We start from the raw sequence: 22,626 nt of genomic DNA on the forward strand, positions 1-22,626 counted from the left end.
TTCCCTTAAATCAGAGTGGTACAATGTAGAAGTATTTACATACTGAAACCGCTGATAATAGTAGTGCACCGTACGCTCTGGATTTATGGAGCAGTTCGCAGTTGCGACTTTATTAAGGGTGAAGTACAATATAAAAAGCCTGCTTTCGAGAAAAACGTACATGGTGCGCATTTCTTAGTGAAAGCGATCTATATTGAAAAGGGGTATGAATCATGCAGGAAAAAACATTTACTATTACAAACGAAACAGGAATTCACGCGCGCCCAGCGACACAGCTCGTAAACAAAGCCGGTCAGTTTTCTTCAGATATTTCTTTAGAATATAACGGCAAATCGGTAAACCTTAAATCCATCATGGGTGTTATGTCTCTTGGCGTTGGAAAAGGCTCCGAGGTCACGGTTAAAATCGAAGGCAACGACGAAGAAGACGCTATGGAAGCAGTGGATCAAGTGATTAAAGAAGGGCTTGGAGAATAATGAGTGCCAGCCTGACCGGAATTGCTGCCTCGAAAGGAATAGCGATTGCAAAAGCTTTCCTTTTGGAACAACCGGAATTGGATGTAAGTAAACAACCGGTGGATAACGCCCAGGACGAAATTGCAAGATTTAAAGAAGCAGTCCAGGAGTCCAAGCAGGAACTTCAGGTTATTAAAGAAAAAACACTTCAGGACATGGGAGAAGATCAGGCTGAGATTTTCTCTGCACACCTGCTCGTGCTGGAAGACCCTGAGATTATGGACGGTGTCTCCAGTAAAATTACGGAGGAAAGTGCCAATGCAGAATACGCTCTCAGTGAAGTAGCGAACATGTATGTAGATATGTTTGAGAACATGGATAATGAATACATGAAAGAGCGTGCTGCAGATATCCGGGATGTGTCAAAGCGTGTACTTATGCATTTGTTTGGTCTCGAAAATACCAGCCTGGCAACAATTGATCAGGAAGTAGTCGTTATTGCTGATGATCTGACCCCGTCTGATACTGCTCAATTGAATGAATATGTGCAGGGTTTTGCTACAGACATCGGCGGGCGTACTTCTCACTCTGCGATTATGGCCAGATCGATGGAAATTCCGGCTGTAGTTGGAACGAAAGAAGCAACGGGCACGATTAATCAGGGCGATCTTTTGATTGTTGACGGCCTTGAAGGCCGGGTAATCATCAATCCGGGCGACGATGAAGTGCAGGAGTATAAAGAAAAGCTGGAGCAGTTTAACCGCCAGAAAGAAGAGTGGGCAAAACTGGTCAACGAACCGACAAAAACAGACGACGGCCATACGGTGGAATTAGCAGCCAATATCGGCACCCCGAATGACCTCGACGGTGTCCTGGCTAACGGTGCTGAAGGTATCGGTTTGTACCGGACAGAGTTCTTGTATATGGGCAGAAATGAACTTCCTTCCGAGGAAGAGCAGTTCGAAGCTTACAAAGAAGTGCTTGAGCGTATGGAAGGAAAGCCAGTCGTTATACGTACACTTGATATCGGTGGTGACAAAGAGCTCCCTTATCTGGACCTGCCAAAAGAAATGAATCCGTTTCTCGGCTTTCGTGCGATCCGTCTCTGTCTTGAAGAGAAGGATATGTTCCGGACGCAGCTGCGTGCTCTGCTGCGGGCCAGTTCTTATGGGAAATTAAAAATAATGTTCCCGATGGTGGCAACAGTAGAAGAAGTGCGTGAAGCAAAATCGATGCTTGCAGAAGCCAAAAAAGAGCTGCAGGATGAAAACATCGAGGTCTCCGGAGATATTGAAGTAGGTATTATGGTAGAAATTCCTTCCACAGCGGCAGCAGCAGAAATTTTTGCCAAAGAAGTAGATTTCTTCAGTATTGGGACAAACGACTTGATCCAATACACACTTGCTGCAGACCGTATGAGCGAAAAAGTAGCTCATTTGTATCAGCCTTATCACCCGGCAATCCTTCGCTTAGTTAAAAATGTGATCGATGCCGCTCATAAAGAAGGCAAATGGGCAGGTATGTGCGGCGAAATGGCCGGCGAGCCTGTAGCGGTTCCTCTTCTTTTAGGACTCGGATTGGATGAATTCAGTATGAGTGCGACTTCAGTACTTCCAGCAAGAACCCAGCTCCGTTCATTGAAAAAAACGGACGCAGAGGGTCTTGTAGAAGAAGCAATGAAATGTTCCACAGCAGATGAAATTGCTGAACTTGTTGAGAGCAGAGGATTTGTCATTCAATAAGCTGGAATGAGAAAAATACAAAAAGCCTGGAACCGTTGGTAGGTTCCGGGCTTTTTTGTGGGTGATGAAACGTGTATTTTCTTGTATACTGAAAAAGTTGATGTTTTTCAGCTGAAAAAGCTGTTGAACGGAAATTATAAAATTGTCAGCAGCTCAGGATTCACACAGGAAAGGTTAGAAAGCCTGTTTGGTGTCCAAGCCGGATAACAAGGTCTGAAAATGGAGAGAAGCGAATATGAAACAACCTATTGGCGTTATTGATTCAGGTCTTGGAGGCCTGACTGTTGCCCGCGAAATTTTAAGGCAGCTGCCGAAAGAAGAAATGATATACATAGGGGACACTGCCAGGTGTCCATACGGACCTCGTCCAATTGAAGAAGTACGGGAGTTCACCTGGCAGATGATTGCACGGCTGCAGTCTGAAAATATTAAAATGCTCGTGATTGCGTGCAACACGGCAACGGCCGTGGTGCTTGAGGAAGTAAAACAAATATTGGATATTCCGGTCATAGGTGTGATAACACCGGGGGCCATATCCGCGTTGAAGGTGACAAAAACAGATCAGGTAGCAGTGATTGGCACCAGCGGAACCATTCACAGCGGTGCTTACGAACGGGCGTTGAAATCTATTAATGAAGAGGTCGAAATCACCTCGCTTGCCTGCGTGCCCTTCGTACCGCTCGTAGAACAGGGGCAGTACGAGGGCAGAGCCGTTCTTGATATTGTGAAGCAGACACTGCTGCCTTTAAAACAAGCTTCATATGATACGCTGATTTTAGGCTGTACTCATTATCCGCTGCTCGAAGACGTAATTCAGGAAGCGGTTGGACCGGACATCCAGTTAATTTCATCCGGTGATGAAACAGCCAGGGAAGTAAGCACACTGCTTAATTATCATGAAACGTTAAATACGGGAGAAACCCCTCCGTTTCACAGGTTTTACACGACCGGGCCCGAAAAAGAATTTCGGAGTATAGCAAACCAATGGATGGACCAGGATATAGAGCAGGTCGTGTCCATTCAACTCGATAATGACGACCGTTTTGCCGGAAGTGAAAAGAAAGGAAGATTGTATGAATCGATTGGACGGAAGGGAATGGAATGAGCTTCGTTCTATTCAAATTGAAACAGATTATTTAAAGCATCCGGAGGGTTCAGTACTTATATCCTTTGGACAGACAAAGGTAATTTGTACAGCGAGTATTGAAGAACGGGTTCCGCCTTTTATGCGCGGAGAGAAGAGGGGTTGGATCGCAGCCGAATATTCGATGCTGCCAAGAGCAACAGAAACCCGTAATATCCGCGAAGCGGCCCGGGGCAAGCTTACCGGAAGAACGATGGAAATCCAGCGCTTAATCGGGCGGGCTCTCCGTGCGGTCGTGGACCTGAAGCTTCTCGGGGAACGCACCGTCTGGATTGACTGCGACGTGATTCAGGCAGACGGGGGAACGCGTACGGCTTCGGTGACAGGAGCTTTTATTGCTCTCGCTATGGCTGTGCAGTCCTACCATGAGCTGGGGAAATTTAAAGGCTTCCCTATTACAGATTATTTAGCAGCTGTTTCTGTAGGGCTTAACGCGGAACAGGAAACGATCCTCGACCTTGCCTATGCAGAAGATTCGCAGGCAAATGTAGATATGAACGTAGTAATGACGGGAAAAGGCGAGTACGTGGAAGTACAGGGCACGGGCGAAGAAGCCTCGTACACAAGAAGACAGCTTAACAGTATGCTCGACTCTGCAGAGGCGGGAATGTATGAAATCATCCAGCTTCAAAAGCAGGTTATCGGGCCTGCTGCAGCTTCTATCCAGGAGAGCTTTTCAGACGATGACAGCGGAAGGGAGTTATAAATGAACACGGTAGTAATAGCTACGAAAAATCCGGGAAAAGTCAAAGAGTTTGAACACATGTTTGGCAGCGGGTATAAAGTGGAATCGTTACTGGAGAAAAATATTGATGACATTCCAGAAACCGGAGCCACCTTTGAAGAAAATGCGATTATTAAGGCCGAGGCTGTAAGAGATCATCTCAACTGCACGGTAGTTGCAGATGATTCCGGGCTGGAGATTGACGCCTTAGACGGACGTCCGGGTGTTTACTCCGCTCGTTATGCAGGAGAAGAAAAAGATGATGAAGCGAATATAGAAAAAGTGCTGCATGAAATGAAGCAGGTGCCCCGTGGCGGGCGGAGTGCCCGTTTTGTATGTGTGTTGGCTGTGGCATTTCCAGACGGCAGCGTGCATACATTTACGGGAACATGTGAAGGGGAGATAGCAGAATCGAAAGCTGGAGATAACGGCTTTGGTTATGATCCTGTGTTTTACCTGCCGGACTACGGGAAAACGATGGCAGAGCTGACTGCAGAAGAAAAGCACCGTATCAGCCACAGGGGCAATGCACTTGAAAAGCTACGGGTCCAGGGAAAAAATCTTCTGCAGGACGACTGAAAATAATTTTTACGAATCATAGAGAGCTGGAGGCAGAACGAATGGACATTTTAGTGGTAAGCGACAATCATGGAAGTGAAGAAGTATTAAAGCAGGTACTTGACCGTCATCAGAATGAGGTAAGTGCTGTATTGCATTGCGGAGATTCGGAAGCATCACCTGAAAATAAACTGTTAAGCGATGTGCATATCGTCCAGGGCAATGTAGACAGTCCGGGAAACTTTCCTGATGAATTAACAGTGGACGTAGGCCATATTAAAACGTACCTTACCCACGGTCATTTGTACCAGGTGAAAACGTCTTATGCTTCGCTCTTTTCCAAGGCTGAGCAGATCAATGCTGATCTGGTTTGTTCCGGGCATACTCATATAGCTGGGGCGTTTGAGGAGGATGGAACGATTTTTGTGAATCCAGGAAGCCTGCTTCTCCCACAGGAGCGTCCTGAACAGACATATGCTATTGTAAATGTCTCTAACCAGGGCCAGTCGATCAACGTTCATTTCTATGAAAGAGAGTCAGGCAGCGAGCTTCTTGAACTTTCGCAAAGCTTTCCGTTTCCAGAGGGAGAATAAAATCCCTCCGGAAACCTTTATTGACTTTTAAGGAAAAATATTTTAACATAATGAATGTCGCAAAAAACAGATGTCCCAGTAGCTCAGCTGGATAGAGCAACAGCCTTCTAAGCTGTAGGCCGCAGGTTCGAGTCCTGCCTGGGACACCATTTCCTAATTTAATTAATGATATGTTCAGAGACAGAAGGGGATCTCCTTTTCTGTCTCTTTTTATTTATTTCCGGCAGCGGGAAAAGAAGCCGAAGAAAACGCTTCAGGGTACTTTTTCTCGGGCTTTAGAAAAGAAAAGTGTCAGATTATATTTCGAGATCATGGACAATAGAGCATATATCTGATGCAGAAGTACAAATTATCTAAAAAGTTTATACAAAATGGTTGACCATAAACTGTATTCGGCGTAATATATACGTCAAACGTTAAAAATGTATTCAGAGAAAGAACATTTGCCTTTTGAGGGTGTACACGTTACCCTATGCATTAAGAAGGCAGAAGATAGATTGAAGGGGCGCAGAGGTGATATCAGTGGCGGAACAATGGATATTTTTGGATGGAGAGTTCGTCAAAAAGGAAGATGCCAAAATCTCCGTATATGATCATGGTTTTTTATACGGCGACGGTGTTTTTGAAGGCATTCGCGTATATAACGGAAATATTTACAAACTGGATGAACACCTCTTGCGTTTATACCACTCTGCGAAATCGATTATGCTTGATATCCCTCAATCAAAAGAAGATATGACGGAAATTATCAGGCAGACGCTGCAGAAAAATAAACTTGAAGATGCTTATATCAGGCTTGTTGTTTCAAGAGGTGTAGGAAATCTTGGCCTGGATCCGGCATCGTGTGCGAACCCTTCTATTATAGTTATAGCAGAGGAGCTTGCAATCTATCCAAAAGAATTTTACGAGCACGGTCTTGAGATTGTGACAGTCGCTACCCGGCGGAACCGGCCGGATGTGCTGAGTCCGAAAGTGAAATCATTAAATTATTTAAATAATATATTGGTGAAGATGGAAGCAAGCCTTGCAGGGGTCAGTGAAGCTTTAATGCTTAACGACCAGGGTTATGTGGCGGAAGGCTCCGCAGACAATATCTTTATTATTAGAAACGGCGTGCTGATGACACCCCCAGGGTACATCGGGGCTTTAGAGGGCATCACCCGACAGGCGATCCTGGAAATGGCCGAGGATATGGGATATGATGTGCGCGAAGAAGCGTTTACAAGGCACGATGTCTACACCGCAGAAGAGGTTTTTCTGACCGGGACAGCTGCAGAAGTCATTGCCGTTGTAAAGGTAGATGGAAGAGTAATCGGCGATGGTCAGCCGGGAGAAGAGACGAACCGGCTATTGCGCGCGTTCAGACAAAAGGTAGTAGAAGACGGAGTAAAAGTTTATTCAGACAATTCCCGCATAGAGATTGGCTAATTGCCTGATTAGATGTACAATATAATTAAATAGTATTGATAAATCGACGACAGGGACCAGTAAATAATAGATTTTCCTTCACAGAGAGCTGCCGTGGCTGAAAGAGCAGCAGGAAATCGTATTGAACTCCCCCTTGAGAGCTTTCCTGAACCTGAGTAAGGAAGGCCGGATGCCGACACGGCCTCCGTTATGGCAAACCGAACCGGAAAAACGGTTCTTAAGGCAATAAGTGCGAGCTTATTGTAAAAAAGGGTGGTACCGTGAAAAGCAGACGTCTTTTCGCCCCTTTAGAGCAGCAGCAGCTGTCTATTGGAGGTGAAAGGGCGTTTTTTATTATCCGGAGAGGTCCTTTTTAAGGGTGGCGGCATTGAAGCAGGCATGGAGAAAAAAGTGATTTGAGTATAAAAGGAGGAGCGAGTATGAACACAAGAGTGAGAGAAGTAAAAGGGCGCGAATTGAAGGATGAAAACCAGGAAATGAGTGGCTCAAGCATGCTGATCCAGGCGTTGGCCCGGGAAAATGTAGATACCATTTTTGGCTATCCCGGCGGAGCCATTCTTCCGACGTACGATGAAATCTACCGTACCGGTATCCGGCATATCCTCTCCCGTCATGAGCAGGGCGCCATTCATGCAGCAGAAGGGTACGCAAGAGTTTCAGGGAAGCCCGGTGTTTGTGTAGTAACATCAGGACCCGGAGCTACAAATGTGGTAACCGGCATTGCCGACGCCATGATTGATTCTCTCCCTCTTGTGGTTGTGACCGGCCAGGTGGCAACATCAGTGATTGGTACGGACGCCTTCCAGGAAGCGGACATCCTGGGCATTACGATGCCGATCACAAAGCATAATTTCCAGGCTCGAACGGTGGAAGACCTTCCGAGAATTATCCGGGAAGCATTCCATATTGCTACTACCGGCCGTCCGGGACCAGTCGTAATCGATCTGCCTAAAGACGTATCCATTGCCTCCGGGATGTTTCATTACGACGACGAGCCGAATCTCCCCGGGTACCAGCCAACGTATACGCCGAACAAGCTTCAAATCCGTAAGCTTGCTGAGGCGGTATCGAAAGCCAAACGCCCGGTTATACTTTCAGGAGCAGGCATTCTGCATGCCGGAGCTTCCCCGGAACTGCTTGAATTTGTTGAACAGCAGCAGATCCCAGTCGCTTCTACGCTTCTTGGACTTGGCGGTTTTCCAGGCACTCATGAGCTGGCACTCGGCATGGCGGGGATGCACGGAACGTACGCAGCCAATATGGCTCTCCATGAAGCCGACCTGCTTATCAATGTAGGTGCCCGCTTCGATGACCGTGTCACCGGCAATCTCGAGCACTTTGCCCCGCAGGCAACAGTCGCCCATATTGACGTTGATCCGGCAGAAATCGGTAAAATCATCGAGACGCATATTCCGGTAGTAGGAGACGCCAAAGAAGCATTACGCCTGTTAAATGAAGTGAATCCGAAGCCGGGCGAAAGCGTGCGCTGGAGAATGAAAGTGGACGAATGGCAGCAGGAGTTCCCGCTCTGGTACAAAGAAGGCTCTGAATATATTAAACCGCAAAAGCTTACAGAGCTTGTTTACGAAAAAACGAACGGTGAAGCAATCATCACCACGGACGTCGGCCAGCATCAGATGTGGGCAGCCCAGTATTACAAATTCGATCATCCGAACGCCTGGGTAACAAGCGGCGGTCTTGGAACGATGGGCTTCGGTTTTCCAGCCGCTATCGGTGCCCAGTTTGCTGAGCCGGACCGTCAGGTGGTAGCTATTCTGGGAGACGCCGGCTTCCAAATGACGATGCAGGAGCTTTCCATCCTGCAGGAGCTGAACCTTCCGGTGAAAGTACTTCTGGTCAACAACGCTTCCCTTGGTATGGTCCGCCAGTGGCAGCAGCTCTTCTATGAAGAGCGGTATTCCAACTCCCTGTTTCCGATCCAGCCGGATTTCGTGAAGATGGCGGAAGCGTATGATATTAAAGGGTATAAAATTACCGACGAAAATGAAGTAGCGGGGGTGCTTGAAGAAGCATTCAATTACAACGGCCCGGTGCTTATCGACTGCAGAGTGCACGAAGAAGAAAACGTGTATCCGATGATCGCTCCCGGGCAGGGGCACCATCAAATGGAAGGAGTGAAACCATGAGGCGGACCATTACAGCGACAGTAAACAATACAACAGGAGTGATGAACCGCATTACGGGTCTGTTTGCCCGCCGTCATTTTAATATTGAAAGCATTACGGTTGGAATGACGGAAAACCCGGAAGTGTCCAGGATGACATTTGTAGTAAATGTGAGCGACCAGCGGGGGCTAGACCAGGTCATCAAGCAGCTGAATAAGCAGGTGGATGTATTAAAAGTCCGTGATATTACCGATGAAGCGATTGTAGCCAGAGAACTTGCGATGATTAAAGTCATGACAGTTTCCGGCCAGCGTGGAGAAATATCGGATTTAATTGCCCCGTTCCGGGCCACAGTTATCGATGTGGGAAGAGAAAGCGTCACGATTCAAGTGACCGGAGATACCCCGAAAGTGGAAGCGCTCATCGACCTGTTAAGGCCTTACGGCATTAAAGAAATGGCCCGGACGGGTGTGACAGCCTTTCAACGGGCTACTAAAAAAAGCAGTGATCAAACCAGGTATTCCATTATTAATTAATGAGTATTCATAAAAGGAGAGGTTCCAGCAATGGCAAAGGTATTTTATAACAACGATGTAAATGAGGCAGCACTCCAGGAGAAAACAGTAGCAATCGTAGGGTATGGCTCACAGGGGCACGCTCACGCACAAAACCTCCGGGAAAGCGGCGTTCACGTTATCATTGGGCTCCGTCAAGGAAAGTCGTGGGACAAGGCGTCGGAAGATGGGTTTGAAGTATATTCGGTAAAAGAAGCGTCAGCGAAAGCAGACGTTATCATGATCCTGCTTCCGGATGAGTATCAGCCGACGATTTACACAGAAGAAATCAAGCCGGAGCTTAAAGCTGGAAAAGCGATCGCGTTTGCGCATGGTTTCAATATTCATTTCAGCCAGATCCAGCCGCCGGAAGATGTGGACGTGTTCATGGTAGCGCCGAAAGGGCCGGGACATATCGTGCGCCGGACATTTGAACAGGGAGCCGGAGTGCCTGCTCTGTATGCTGTGTACCAGGACGCAAGTGGAAACGCCACAGACTCTGCGCTTGCTTATGCAAAACAAATCGGTGCGGGACGTGCCGGAATTTTGGAAACATCGTTCCAGGAAGAAACAGAAACTGACCTTTTCGGAGAGCAGGCTGTTCTTTGCGGCGGAACGTCCGCGCTTGTTAAAGCCGGATTCGAAACGCTTGTTGAAGCCGGGTATCAACCGGAAATTGCCTACTTTGAGTGTCTGCACGAGCTGAAACTGATCGTTGATTTAATGTATGAAGGCGGCCTTGAAGGCATGCGCTATTCCATTTCAGACACCGCTCAGTGGGGAGATTTTCAGGCTGGTCCACGCATCGTAACAGAAGATACTAAACAGGCGATGAAAGGCATCCTGACTGATATTCAAACTGGCCGTTTTGCCAAAGGATGGATCGCGGAAAATCAGGCGAACCGCCCAGAGTTCAACGCTACCAACGCCCGTGAAAGAAATCACCTCGTTGAGCAGGTAGGCCGCGAACTCCGCGAAATGATGCCGTTTGTTAACCCAAATTCCAAGGGAGTGTAATGCTGTGAAAAACATTAACGTTTTCGATACGACGCTTCGAGATGGAGAGCAGACGCCGGGCGTCAACCTGAACTTTGAAGAAAAGCTTCAAATTGCGAAACAGCTCGAACGTCTGGGTGTTGATATTATTGAAGCGGGATTTCCAGCCGCTTCTAAAGGCGATCTTCGTTCTGTGAAGGAAATTGCGGATACTGTCAAAAACAGTTCAGTAACCGGGTTGTCCCGGGCGCTGACTTCTGATATCGATGCCTGCTGGGAAGCGTTAAAAGGAGGGGCAGAGCCAAGAATCCACGTATTTTTGGCCACCTCCCCCATCCACCGTGAGCATAAGCTTCATATGACCCAGGCAGAGGTGATTGAGACAGCGGTGAACGCAGTGCGCTATGCAAAAGAGCGTTTTGCCAAAGTCCAGTTTTCTGCAGAGGATGCCTGCCGGACTGAGCTTCCGTTCCTGGCAGAAGTTGTCGAAGCAGTCATTGATGCCGGAGCAGACGTAGTAAATCTGCCGGACACGGTCGGATTTATTATGCCGGAGGAGATTCGCAGCATGTTCCGCTATATTAAAAGCGAAGTGCCGAACGCAGATAAAGCTGTACTGTCTGCGCACTGTCATGACGATCTCGGCATGGCTACTGCTAATTCGCTGGCTGCTGTAGAAGGCGGCGCCGAACAGGTGGAATGCACGATTAATGCGGTTGGGGAACGTGCCGGCAATGCTTCTTTGGAAGAAATTGCTGTAGCTCTTCATATCCGTAGTGATTTTTACGGTAAGTCCACTAATATTACGCTGAACGAAATTAAACGGACAAGCAGCCTTGTCAGTTCACTGATGGGGATGCAGGTTCCAAACAATAAAGCCGTTGTCGGCGACAACGCATTTGCGCATGAATCAGGAATTCATCAGGACGGAGTGCTGAAAGAAACATCCACGTATGAAATTATTACGCCGGAGCTCGTCGGTGTAGAAGCGAACCGGATGGTGCTCGGCAAGCTTTCCGGACGTCACGCCTTTAAAGAAAAGATTATTTCTCTTGGCTACAATGCCACCGAAGAAGAAATCAATAAAGTATTTAAATCATTCAAAGAGCTCGCAGATAAGAAAAAAGAAATTACAAATGAAGATATTTTTGCTTTAATGGCCGATGAAAAAGCCGGCGATGCAATGAAATATTATTCTCTTGAGACACTGCAGGTGACGTACGGCACCTCAAATATACCGACAGCCACAGTTACGGTGCTGGATCAGGCAGGAGAGCGTATCGAACACGCAGGTACTGGCTCGGGCAGCGTGGAGGCCCTTTACAACACGCTTGAAAAAATTGTAGGGGAAGGCTTTACGCTCCAGGATTACCGTATCCAGTCCACGACCGGCGGCCGGGACGCTTTGGCAGAAGTATTTGTACGGCTGGCATTTGAAGAAAATGAATCCAGTGGACGCGGCACAGATAATGACGTACTTGAAGCTTCCGCAAAAGCGTATATTAACGCTGTGAACCGGGTGTTAAACCAGCGTCGTGCAGAAAATCAGCCTAAAGTAGCAAATATATCCACGCCATAAAATAATTACTGAAGCAGCGGACAAGGGAGAGATCGAAATGGAAAAAAAGATTGCGATCCTGCCCGGTGACGGTATCGGACGGGAAGTAGTAGAGGCAGCAGCACAGGTGCTGAAGCAGATTGAAACATCGTTTAACCATTCATTCACATTTGAATATGCAGATATTGGCGGAGGAGCAGTGGATGATTACGATGATCCACTCCCTGCCCACACGCTCGATATTTGTAAAGGAAGCGATGCCATTCTGCTCGGTGCAGTTGGTGGCCCGGCGTGGGACCACCTTCCGGGAGAAAAACGTCCGGAAAAAGGACTGCTCCGTATCCGGAAAGAGTTAGGACTGTTTGCCAATCTGCGCCCGGTCCGCAGTTTCAAAAGTTTGCTGCACAGTTCACCCCTGCGTGAAGAAGTGATCGACGGAGTCGATGTAATGATTGTCCGGGAATTGACCGGAGGACTTTATTTCGGGGAGCCGAGAGAACGCCGGACTATCAACGGCGAAGAAGCAGCGGTGGACACATTGGTTTATAAAAAATCAGAAATCCGGAGAATTGTTCAGCAGGCCTTTGAAATTGCCCGTTTACGCACGCAAAAAGTAATATCAGTCGACAAAGCAAACGTTCTTGAATCAAGCCGCCTTTGGCGGGAAACGGCTGAAGAAACAGCTAAAGACTATCCGGATGTGGAGCTTGAGCATATGCTAGTGGATAACGCGGCCATGCAGATTATGTATAATCCGAAAAAGCTGGACGTCATCGTCACGGAAAACATGTTCGGGGATATTTTAAGCGACGAAGCGTCGATGCTGACAGGTTCACTCGGCATGCTTCCGTCTGCGAGCATGGGCAGTGAAAAGCCCGCTTTATATGAGCCGGTCCATGGCTCGGCTCCTGACATCGCCGGACAGGGAACAGCGAATCCTCTGGCTACGATTGCTTCGAGTGCAATGATGCTGAAGTATTCCTTTGGACTTCAGCGGGAATCGGATGTAGTGGAGGAAGCTATTGAACAGGTCCTCTTAGAAGGTCTGCTTCCGGCAGACTTAAGCAGAGGTAAAACATCTGCTGCTTCAACGGAAGAAGTCACAAAAGCCGTGTGCAGTCATATTGCACGGCTGGCAGGAAAATAATAAAAGGAGGAAGTTCCATGAAGCCGAGAACAATCATCGATAAAATTTGGAACGAACATGCTGTTCGTGCCGAAGCGGGCAAACCGAATTTAATGTATGTTGATCTTCATATGGTCCACGAAGTCACGTCCCCGCAGGCATTTGAAGGCCTTCGGCTGAGCGGGCGTCCGGTGAGGCGTCCGGACCTGACATTTGCGACTATGGACCATAACGTACCGACGCTGAACCGGGAGTCTATTACGGATGCCATTTCAAAAAAACAGATCGATACGCTGTTTGACAACTGTAAGGAATTTGGGGTGGAGCTTGCTGACATTCACAGCCCGAACAATGGCATTGTCCACATTATCGGCCCAGAGCTCGGACTGACCCAGCCAGGGAAAACGATCGTGTGCGGCGACAGCCATACGTCGACCCACGGAGCTTTTGGAGCCCTTGCCTTTGGTATCGGCACAAGTGAAGTGGAGCATGTGCTTGCCACTCAGACACTTTGGCAGTCTCCTCCTAAAACGATGGAGGTCCACGTGGACGGGAGACTGGGCACTGGGGTCACAGCGAAGGACATTATTTTGTCGATCATCGCTAAATTCGGTGTTGATTTTGGCAGCGGTTATGTTTTGGAATATACCGGTGAGGCAATTCGCGGTCTGACGATGGAAGAGCGGATGACGATCTGTAACATGTCCATCGAAGCCGGGGCTCGTGCTGGCCTGATCAGCCCGGATCAGGTGACGTTCGATTACTTGAAAGGCCGCCGGTTCGTGCCGGAAGGTGCAGAATTTGAGGAGAAAGTGGAGCAGTGGCGTCAGCTTGCTACAGATGAAGGAGCTGAATACGACGAGCGCGTAGTGATCCCTGCAGATGAAATTGAACCGATGGTGACCTGGGGAACCAACCCGTCCCAGGGTGTAGGTATTCACGGTACGGTTCCTTACCCGGAAGATGGAAAAAGTGCCACGGAGAAAAAAGTGATCAAAACATCGCTTGACTACATGGCTTTGGAGCCGGGGACGAAAATTACAGATATTCATGTGCAGCATGTGTTTCTTGGTTCCTGTACCAACGCACGTATCGGAGATCTTCGTGAGGCTGCTAAAATTATCCGCGGTAACAAAGTAGCCGACGGTATCCGCGCGATGGTGGTGCCCGGATCCCAGCAGGTGAAAATGCAGGCAGAGGAAGAAGGACTCGATCAGGTATTTAAGGAAGCTGGATTTGAGTGGAGAGACTCCGGGTGCAGCATGTGCCTTGGTATGAACCCTGATTTTGTGCCGGAGGGAGAGCGCTGTGCCTCCACGTCCAACAGAAATTTTGAAGGCAGACAGGGAAAAGGTGCAAGAACCCATCTGGTCAGTCCGGCTATGGCAGCAGGGGCTGCTATTTATGGACACTTTGTGGATGTACGAAAATTAGATCAAACGATTTCTTCATAAGGAGGTGGCAGCATGGAAGCACTCACAGTGCACGAAGGAAACACGGCAGTACTTGAACGGGCAAACGTGGACACGGACCAGATTATTCCGAAGCAGTTTCTGAAACGCGTAGAACGTACCGGGTTCGGCCAGTTTTTATTTTTCGACTGGCGCTTCAAGTCAGATGGAGAAGAAGATCCTTCGTTTGAGCTGAACTACCCGTCAGCAGCCAATGCCTCAATTTTGATTGCCGATCATAATTTTGGCTCGGGCTCTTCGAGGGAACACGCCCCGTGGGCCCTGCAGGACTATGGGTTTCGCGTTATTATTGCTCCCAGTTATTCAGATATTTTTTACAATAACTGCGTCAAAAACGGGATACTGCCGGTGAGGCTGCCCGAAGATCAGGTTTATGAACTGATGCAGAATGGGAATGATAAAGAATACCACTTGACAGTAGATTTACAGGATCAGCAAATCTTTGATAAGGATGCCGATTTTCAGGCAACATTTGAGATAGATCCCTATTGGAAGGAAATGCTGTTAAACGGATGGGATGAAATTAGTATTACGCTTCAATATGAAGAAGATATTGAAGCTTATGAAAAACGGGTCAAAGTTTAACGGGGGAAGGCGGCCCACAGCGGCCGTCTTCATTTTTACATTAAGCTCTAATGAACGCAGTTATTCATACATACATATACTATTTGGTCTGCCCATACAAAAGGTTTAAGATCTACTGGATAGCGGATTTGCAAAGAAGGAGGCTTCAGATGGATAAAAGGCTGAATCAGAAGGTTGTTTCTTTCCCCGGAACAGCCGGGCAATTGGTTAAGCAGGGACTCGAACAGCTGAAGTCCGGGGAAAAGGAGCAGGCTGTACATGTTTTTCGCCAGGCACTGCTTCATGAGAGTGATAACCCGGACGCCTCCTACGGTCTTCTTTTAGCTTATGCGGAAGCAGGACAGCTGCAGGAAGCAGCGGGGTGGGCAGAAGAACTGCTTAAAGACAACACCAGTGACTTCATCGAAATTCTGCACGTATACGTACCGGTGTTAGCCCAGCTTGGCAGGTACGACCAGGTAATTGAAACGCTGGATGAAGTGCAGAATACAAAAGAAGTGCCTGCCCATCTGAGAGAACAGTTCCAGGAATTATATGTCCTGGCCGACGGCATGACTCAGATGGAAGCAGAAACGGAAGAATATGATACAACGCCTGAGGGACACTCCTCGCTTCCGGTGGAATGGGAAATGGTGCTTCAAATGGGGACGGAGGACCAGAAGCTTCATGTGTTAAATGTACTTCGAAAAGAAGGGCCGGAAAAATGGATGCCTGCAATAAGAGAACTGCTGGGCCGTCCGGAGACATCGCCATTAATGAAAAGCTTCCTTCTTCTGCTTCTGAAGGACTGGCGGGTCGAAGACGCCGTCTGGGTACAGAAGCTGGGCAGGAAAGGGGAGTTCGCTCCGTCAACGCTTCCGGCTTTAGAAGAAAGCAGCTCATATAAAGAGTCCTCGTTTCTGCTCGACCGTTCACTCGGGGACAAGGATCCAGTACTTCTGCAGCACGCGAAAGAGCTGCTGCAGCAGCTGCTATTGTATTATTATCCCTTTCCTCCTTCGGTTCAGATTGAAGTGCTTGCAGCAGTGCTGCATTATGAGACGTTCCGGCAGTTTGAGCCGCTCCCGGACGAACAGACTATCAGGAGTTTTTACGGAGTAGCTGAACCAAGCTTTAAATCGATGCAGCAGGAATACGAAAGAATCCAGGGGTTCATTCAGGAAATCTGAAAAGCCCCTATTTGAAAGTGATGTTTAATCCCTTGTGGGAGTAAGTTTAGCGGAAAATGAATCATTCATTGAAATGGTTTAGTGTTATGTTATAATAGGGTAGTTGTTTACACGGTAGAACCTAGTTATTTGGAGGGAATTTGAATGAATGCCAGTTGGGAAAAGAAAGAAGGAAACCAGGGAGTCTTAACCGTAGACGTAGAATCGGAACGGTTTGACAAAGCTCTGGATCAAGCATTTGATAAAGTGAAAAACGATGTATCTATTCCAGGATTTCGTAAAGGGAAAGTACCACGGAAGCTTTTCGAAAGCCGTTTTGGAGTAGAGTCTCTATACCAGGATGCCCTCGACATCCTGCTTCCGGATGTTTATGCCGAAGCAGTTGATGAAGCGGGTATTGAGCCAGTGGACCGCCCGGAAATCGATGTGGAAGAAGTGGAAAAAGGCAAAGACCTGAAATTCACTGCTACAGTAACTGTAAAGCCGGAAGTAGAACTCGGCGAAATTAAAGGGCTGGAAGTAGAAGAGTTCGATACTTCTGTATCAGAAGAAGAAGTAAACCAGGAGCTTGAAAATCTTCAAAGCAAATACGCAGATCTTGCCGTAGTGGAAGAGGGCGAAGTGCAGGACGGAGATACCGCTGTACTCGACTTCGAAGGTTTTGTCGACGGTGAAGCCTTTGAAGGCGGCAGTGCGGAAAACCATTCGCTCGAAATCGGCTCTAATTCCTTCATTCCAGGATTTGAAGAGCAGGTTGTAGGCATGCAGCCGGGAACAGAAAAAGATATTACAGTTACTTTCCCGGAAGAGTACCATGCTGAAAATCTTGCCGGACAGGAAGCTGTCTTTCATGTTAAACTTCACGAAATCAAGCGTAAAGAGCTTCCAGAGCTCGACGATGAATTTGCGAAAGACGTAGAAGAGCATGAAGCAGAAACGCTCGACGAGCTTAAACAGGCAGTACGCCATCAGCTCGAACACGACCGTGAGCATGAAAAAGAACATCACGAGCGCGATGCTGTAGTTGAAGCAGCAGCAGAGAAAGCTTCTGCAGAAATTCCACAGGCAATGATCAATACAGAATCTGACCGCATGCTTCAGGAATTCAGCCAGCGCCTTCAGTCCCAGGGAATGACTCTGGAAATGTACCAGCAGGTTACCGGTACGGACGAAGAAGGCATGAAAGAGCAGTTCCAGCCGGAAGCTGAAAAGCGCGTACGGATGAATCTGACTCTTGAAGCTGTAGCTGAGCAGGAAAACCTCGAAGCAAGTGAAGAAGATGTGGAAAACGAACTTCAAAAAATGGCTGATATGTATCAGCGCGATAAAGAAGAAATTCGCAGCCTTATCGAAATGCAGGGCGGCGTGGATATGCTGAAGCAGGATCTTCGTCTGCAGCGTGCTATCGATTATCTGGTTGAGCACAGCAAAACTGTACCGAAGAAAGAAGAACCGGAAGCTGAAGGAGCAGAAAACGAATAAAGCAGAAATGCTGCAAAAATCCTGAGGGTGAAGTATGCCTTCAGGATTTTTCCGCCTGAAACGGTCAAAAATCAGCATGTTCCGGCCGCTCTGACTAAAGGGTATTGTTTCGATTTCCATAGGAAAGTATGATACAATTCAACTCAAGCGCAATAATTGTGTTATTTAAAAACTTCCTATATAGTAAACGAAGAATTAATAATTGTGTTTAGACAGAGCAGAGAATATGCCGCGTTGAGAAAAGTCATCGAAGGGCTTAATCATACGGATTGATTGTATACATGACACTGCTTTAATTGTTTCATATTTAGGTGAGGGGTGAACCAGTTGATTAAATTCAATGAAGAAAAAGGACAATTGAAATGTTCCTTCTGTGGAAAAACTCAGGATCAGGTTCGTAAACTGGTCGCCGGGCCCGGTGTATACATTTGTGACGAATGTATCGAACTGTGCACGGAGATCGTGGAAGAAGAATTAGGTTCAGAAGAAGAAGTGGAATTCGAAGAAATTCCGAAGCCGTACGAAATCAATGAAACACTCGATGATTATGTCATCGGCCAGGAAAGAGCAAAAAAATCGCTCTCTGTAGCTGTCTATAACCACTACAAACGTGTGAATTCCACAAAGAAAACCGACGACGTGGAACTGGCTAAAAGTAATATAGCACTCTTAGGCCCGACCGGGAGCGGAAAAACGCTATTAGCGCAGACGCTGGCCCGTATTTTGAACGTTCCGTTTGCGATCGCAGACGCAACTTCCTTAACAGAAGCAGGGTATGTGGGTGAAGATGTGGAAAACATTCTGCTGAAGCTGATCCAGGCAGCTGATTATGATACAGAAAAAGCAGAAAAAGGGATTATTTACATCGATGAAATCGATAAAGTAGCCCGTAAGTCGGAAAACCCTTCCATCACCCGTGACGTATCCGGAGAAGGGGTTCAGCAGGCGCTTCTGAAAATTCTGGAAGGCACCACAGCCAGTGTTCCTCCGCAGGGAGGCAGAAAGCATCCTCATCAGGAATTTATCCAGATCGATACGAGCAATGTGCTCTTCATCTGCGGTGGTGCGTTTGATGGCATCGAACAGATTGTAAAAGAACGCCTTGGCCGTAAAATTATCGGTTTTGGAGCAGAGTCTGAAAATGCTGAAATGGGCCACGATGAATATATGAGCCGGATTCTTCCGGAAGACCTGCTGCGCTATGGTCTTATTCCTGAATTTATCGGCCGGATCCCTGTTATTTCCAGCCTGTCGCAATTAGACGAGGAAGCATTGATTGAGATCCTGACCCAGCCGAAAAACGCGCTCGTCAAGCAGTATCAGAAACTGCTCGAAATGGATGAAGTTGAGCTTGAATTCACCGAAGACGCGCTGCGTGCGATTTCGCGGAAAGCAATTGAACGGAAGACCGGAGCACGTGGTCTGCGTTCCATCATCGAAGGAATTATGCTTGATGTAATGTATGATCTGCCTTCTAAAGAAGAAATTGTTTCCTGCACTATTACAGCAGAAAGCGTAGATAGTGATGGGTCGCCTCTTCTGAAAACAAAAGATGGCAAAGAAGTAACGTTAAAACAGTACAAACCAAAAGAAAGTGCATAAACGGTTTTTCGCCTGAATGAAAAGGGACCTTATACAGAAACCCCCGCATCCGTATGGTGCGGGGGTTCTGATTATTTATACATAGCATTTATAGACGACTTCCTGTCAATGAGTAATGTTTCATAGACAGTAATTTTATAAATAGGATAAAATAAATAGTATACCTTTAGTACGTAACAACCGCATCACTGCACAGCAAACGAACATAATTTGACAATAGAGGTGTTAGCGAATGCCAAATACAACAACGATCTCCATACCGATGCTGCCGCTTCGCGGGCTGCTGGTGTTCCCGTCGATGGTGCTCCATTTGGATGTGGGTAGGGATAAATCGGTGGAAGCCCTTGAGCAGGCGAATGCGAAAGACAGCCGGATTCTGCTTGTAACACAGAAAGATTTATCAGTAGATAATCCGGGCGAAGCTGATGTGTACCATGTCGGTACGGTGGCAAAAATTAAGCAGATGCTTAAGCTTCCAAACGGAACCATCCGTGTACTTGTGGAGGGTCTGGAGCGCGCAGAGATAAAAGAATTTATCGATAAGGACGCTTTTTTTGAAGTGGAAATGGAAGTACTGCCTACGGAAGAGAACGCAGATTCGGCTGAGGAACAGGCGTTAATGAGAAAGGCGCTGGAAGCTTTTGAACAGTATGCGACTGCTTCTAAGCGCATTTCCAGTGAAACGATCCAATCGGTGCAGGACATTGCAGGGGCCGACCGGCTCGCTGATATGATCAGCTCTCATCTGCCGTTGAAGGTGGCAGAGAAGCAGGAGCTGCTCGAACAATTCACCGCCTCGGAGCGTCTGCGTAAAATTATCGATATTCTGCAGAAAGAACAGGAAGTATTAGGTCTTGAAAATCAAATTGGGCAGCGCGTGAAAAAATCGATGGAAAAAACGCAGCGTGAATACTACCTGCGCGAACAAATGCGGGCGATCCAAAAAGAACTCGGAGAGACGGACGGAAAAGAAAGTGAAGTCGATGAACTCAGAGAAAAAATTCAGCAGGCAAAAATGCCCGAACAGGTTCAGGAAAAAGCTGAGCGGGAGCTCCGCCGCTATGAAAAGATGCCAGGGGCTTCTGCAGAGACTTCCGTTATCCGGACATATATCGAATGGCTTGTGGATATACCGTGGTATGAGGAAACAGAAGACCAACTCGATATTAAGCGTGCCCAGCGGGTTCTCGATGAAGATCATTACGGACTCGAAAAAGTGAAGGACCGGGTGCTTGAGCATTTAGCCGTGCAGCAGCTGACAGAATCAGTGAAAGGCCCGATTCTATGTCTGACAGGACCGCCGGGTGTTGGGAAGACCTCCCTGGCACGTTCCATTGCGCGTTCGCTCGACCGTAATTTCACCAGAATGAGCCTTGGAGGCATCCGGGATGAAGCAGAAATTCGCGGGCATCGCAAAACCTATGTCGGTGCTATGCCCGGACGTATTATTCAGGGAATGAAAAAAGCCGGGACCATCAATCCGGTATTTCTGCTTGATGAAATCGACAAAATGGCCAGTGATTTCCGGGGAGACCCGTCTTCAGCAATGCTTGAGGTGCTTGACCCGGAACAAAATAATACATTTGAAGATCATTATGTGGAAGAGCCTTATGATCTTTCCAAAACGATGTTTATTACCACGGCAAACAATATGAACACGATCCCTGAGCCGCTGCTCGACCGGATGGAGGTCATCCGCATTGCCGGTTACACCGAAATTGAAAAAGAAGGCATTGCCAAAAATCATCTTGTGGAAAAGCAGATTAAAGAAAATGGCTTAACCAAAGGAAGCATCCAGTTCCGCCAGGGAGCTCTTTTGAAACTCATACGCGAGTATACAAGAGAAGCAGGAGTCCGTGGACTCGAGAGAGAAATTGCAGCGGTGTGCCGGAAAGCAGCAAAGCTGATTGTGATGGGAGAAAACAAAAAAGTAGTAGTAACGCCGGCGAAAATCGAAGAACTGCTTGGGCGTCCGCGGTACCGCTACGGACGTGCAGAAGAGGTAGACCAGGTGGGAGCGGCTACCGGTCTTGCCTATACAGCTGCCGGTGGAACGACTTTATCTATTGAAGTGTCTCTCGCAAAAGGAAACGGACAGCTGCAGTTAACCGGAAAGCTCGGCGACGTCATGAAGGAATCCGCGCAGGCAGCATTCAGTTATATTCGTTCCAAAGCGGATGAGTGGGGCGTCGATCCGGACTTTCAGGAAAAATGGGATATTCATATTCACGTTCCGGAAGGGGCCACTCCCAAAGACGGACCTTCTGCCGGTATTACGATTGCAACAGCCCTGGTGTCCGCATTGTCCGGCCGGAAAGTGAAAAAGGAAGTAGGGATGACCGGCGAAATTACTCTGCGCGGCAGAGTGCTTCCGATCGGCGGACTGAAGGAAAAATCAATGAGCGCCCACCGGGCCGGACTGACGACGATCCTAATCCCTGCCGATAATGAAAAAGATTTAGAAGATATACCGGAGAGCATCAAAAAAGATATTACATTTATCACGGTGAAGCATCTCGATGAAGTGTTAAAAGAAGCATTGGAGGAGAAAAATGAAAGTTCATAAATCGGAGCTGGTTATAAGCGCGGTCAGCCCAAAGCAATACCCTGAAGGAGGACTTCCGGAAATAGCTCTGGCCGGAAGGTCCAACGTTGGGAAGTCTTCGTTTATTAATTCCCTGTTAGCGAGAAAAAACCTGGCCCGGACCTCTTCAAAGCCCGGCAAAACACGTACGCTCAACTTTTATAATATCGAAGACCGCTTTTTGTTTGTAGACGTTCCCGGCTACGGATATGCGAAAGTATCAAAAAGCGAACGGGCAGCCTGGGGCGAAATGATGGAAGAGTATCTCAAAAGCAGAGAGGTGCTGAAAGCTGCTTTTATGATTATCGATTTTCGCCACGAGCCGACAAAAGATGATATAGCCATGTACGATTATTTGAAATTTCATGAGCTGCCGGTAGTTATTATTGCAACAAAAGCGGACAAAATTACGAAAAATAAACGTCCGCGTCATTTAAAGCGTGTTAAAGAAACACTTAAGCTGAAGCCGGAGGACCAGACGGTCGTGTTTTCTGCAGAAACCGCCCAGGGTAAAGATGAAGCGTGGCGGGCCATTGAGCAGTTTATTTGAAAATGATATGTGGAAGATATACATTGGAACGGTGAGTAAAAGAAAGATACAGAAGAAAAACTGTCAGCCGTTGTTCACAAATTAATGCCAAAAGACAAATAGTTGTGTGATACAATGGGTTGTGTGAAGAGTGGAACGTATAAATAGAGTTGAACATTTGGTGGTTGCATTAAACATG

At 47.5% G+C, this 22,626-nt stretch carries 19 protein-coding genes, 1 tRNA gene and 1 other annotated feature; all 20 genes read left to right on the forward strand.

The genetic code is table 11. The annotated features are described in order from the left end of the window. The first annotated feature begins 212 nt into the window (after positions 1–212). Complete coding sequence (locus tag ACTRXI_RS08175) at positions 213–476, forward strand: phosphocarrier protein HPr (RefSeq protein WP_298783538.1); 264 nt, start codon at positions 213–215, stop codon at positions 474–476. Further along, a complete protein-coding gene (gene ptsP, locus ACTRXI_RS08180; protein WP_474261930.1) occupies positions 476–2,197 on the forward strand; it encodes a phosphoenolpyruvate--protein phosphotransferase in 1,722 nt (573 codons plus the stop codon). The genes ACTRXI_RS08175 and ptsP overlap by 1 nt, the downstream gene beginning before the upstream one ends. 235 nt (positions 2,198–2,432) lie before the next feature. Further along, positions 2,433–3,302, forward strand: coding sequence for a glutamate racemase (gene racE / locus ACTRXI_RS08185; RefSeq protein WP_474261931.1), 870 nt, complete (start codon positions 2,433–2,435; stop codon positions 3,300–3,302). Continuing rightward, complete coding sequence (rph, locus tag ACTRXI_RS08190; protein WP_474261932.1) at positions 3,271–4,047, forward strand: ribonuclease PH; 777 nt, start codon at positions 3,271–3,273, stop codon at positions 4,045–4,047. Before racE ends, rph begins: the two co-directional genes overlap by 32 nt. After that, positions 4,048–4,644, forward strand: a complete 597-nt coding sequence (locus ACTRXI_RS08195) for an XTP/dITP diphosphatase (RefSeq protein WP_474261933.1) — start codon at positions 4,048–4,050, stop codon at positions 4,642–4,644. A gap of 41 nt (positions 4,645–4,685) precedes the next feature. Then, a complete protein-coding gene (locus ACTRXI_RS08200) occupies positions 4,686–5,216 on the forward strand; it encodes a metallophosphoesterase family protein (protein ID WP_474261934.1) in 531 nt (176 codons plus the stop codon). Positions 5,217–5,288: 72 nt separating this feature from the next. Continuing rightward, positions 5,289–5,365, forward strand: a tRNA-Arg gene (locus ACTRXI_RS08205). A gap of 373 nt (positions 5,366–5,738) precedes the next feature. Next, positions 5,739–6,644, forward strand: a complete 906-nt coding sequence (ilvE, locus tag ACTRXI_RS08210) for a branched-chain-amino-acid transaminase (protein WP_474262072.1) — start codon at positions 5,739–5,741, stop codon at positions 6,642–6,644. Between the two features lie 37 nt (positions 6,645–6,681). Continuing rightward, positions 6,682–6,934: a binding site (T-box leader), on the forward strand. A gap of 129 nt (positions 6,935–7,063) precedes the next feature. Beyond that, the gene (gene ilvB / locus ACTRXI_RS08215) at positions 7,064–8,791 is read left to right on the forward strand and encodes an acetolactate synthase large subunit (protein ID WP_474261935.1); all 1,728 of its coding nucleotides are present in this window, start codon (positions 7,064–7,066) and stop codon (positions 8,789–8,791) included. Beyond that, the gene (gene ilvN, locus ACTRXI_RS08220; protein ID WP_322526507.1) at positions 8,788–9,306 is read left to right on the forward strand and encodes an acetolactate synthase small subunit; all 519 of its coding nucleotides are present in this window, start codon (positions 8,788–8,790) and stop codon (positions 9,304–9,306) included. The genes ilvB and ilvN overlap by 4 nt, the downstream gene beginning before the upstream one ends. Positions 9,307–9,336: 30 nt before the next feature. Then, entirely contained in the window at positions 9,337–10,341 is a 1,005-nt protein-coding gene (gene ilvC, locus ACTRXI_RS08225) for a ketol-acid reductoisomerase (protein ID WP_474261936.1), read from the forward strand. A 4-nt stretch (positions 10,342–10,345) separates the two neighbouring features. Beyond that, positions 10,346–11,899, forward strand: a complete 1,554-nt coding sequence (locus ACTRXI_RS08230; protein WP_474261937.1) for a 2-isopropylmalate synthase — start codon at positions 10,346–10,348, stop codon at positions 11,897–11,899. A 37-nt stretch (positions 11,900–11,936) separates the two neighbouring features. Next, positions 11,937–13,025, forward strand: coding sequence for a 3-isopropylmalate dehydrogenase (gene leuB, locus ACTRXI_RS08235; protein ID WP_474261938.1), 1,089 nt, complete (start codon positions 11,937–11,939; stop codon positions 13,023–13,025). A 17-nt stretch (positions 13,026–13,042) separates the two neighbouring features. Continuing rightward, on the forward strand, positions 13,043–14,458 hold the full coding sequence (gene leuC, locus ACTRXI_RS08240; protein ID WP_474261939.1) for a 3-isopropylmalate dehydratase large subunit: 1,416 nt from the start codon (positions 13,043–13,045) through the stop codon (positions 14,456–14,458). A 12-nt stretch (positions 14,459–14,470) separates the two neighbouring features. Next, positions 14,471–15,061: a 3-isopropylmalate dehydratase small subunit gene (gene leuD / locus ACTRXI_RS08245; protein WP_462865561.1), complete on the forward strand. Its 591-nt coding sequence runs from the start codon at positions 14,471–14,473 to the stop codon at positions 15,059–15,061. A 149-nt stretch (positions 15,062–15,210) separates the two neighbouring features. Further along, complete coding sequence (locus tag ACTRXI_RS08250; protein WP_474261940.1) at positions 15,211–16,230, forward strand: tetratricopeptide repeat protein; 1,020 nt, start codon at positions 15,211–15,213, stop codon at positions 16,228–16,230. 144 nt (positions 16,231–16,374) lie between these two features. Next, a complete protein-coding gene (gene tig, locus ACTRXI_RS08255; protein WP_474261941.1) occupies positions 16,375–17,712 on the forward strand; it encodes a trigger factor in 1,338 nt (445 codons plus the stop codon). 327 nt (positions 17,713–18,039) lie between these two features. Then, complete coding sequence (clpX, locus tag ACTRXI_RS08260; protein WP_022793156.1) at positions 18,040–19,314, forward strand: ATP-dependent protease ATP-binding subunit ClpX; 1,275 nt, start codon at positions 18,040–18,042, stop codon at positions 19,312–19,314. Positions 19,315–19,546: 232 nt separating this feature from the next. After that, positions 19,547–21,880: an endopeptidase La gene (gene lon / locus ACTRXI_RS08265; RefSeq protein WP_474261942.1), complete on the forward strand. Its 2,334-nt coding sequence runs from the start codon at positions 19,547–19,549 to the stop codon at positions 21,878–21,880. Continuing rightward, positions 21,867–22,448 (forward strand): ribosome biogenesis GTP-binding protein YihA/YsxC, encoded by a 582-nt coding sequence (gene yihA, locus ACTRXI_RS08270; protein WP_322526498.1) that lies wholly within the window; start codon positions 21,867–21,869, stop codon positions 22,446–22,448. Before lon ends, yihA begins: the two co-directional genes overlap by 14 nt. The last annotated feature ends 178 nt before the right edge of the window (positions 22,449–22,626 follow it).

Source organism: Marinococcus sp. LNHM4E3-1 (assembly GCF_056034405.1).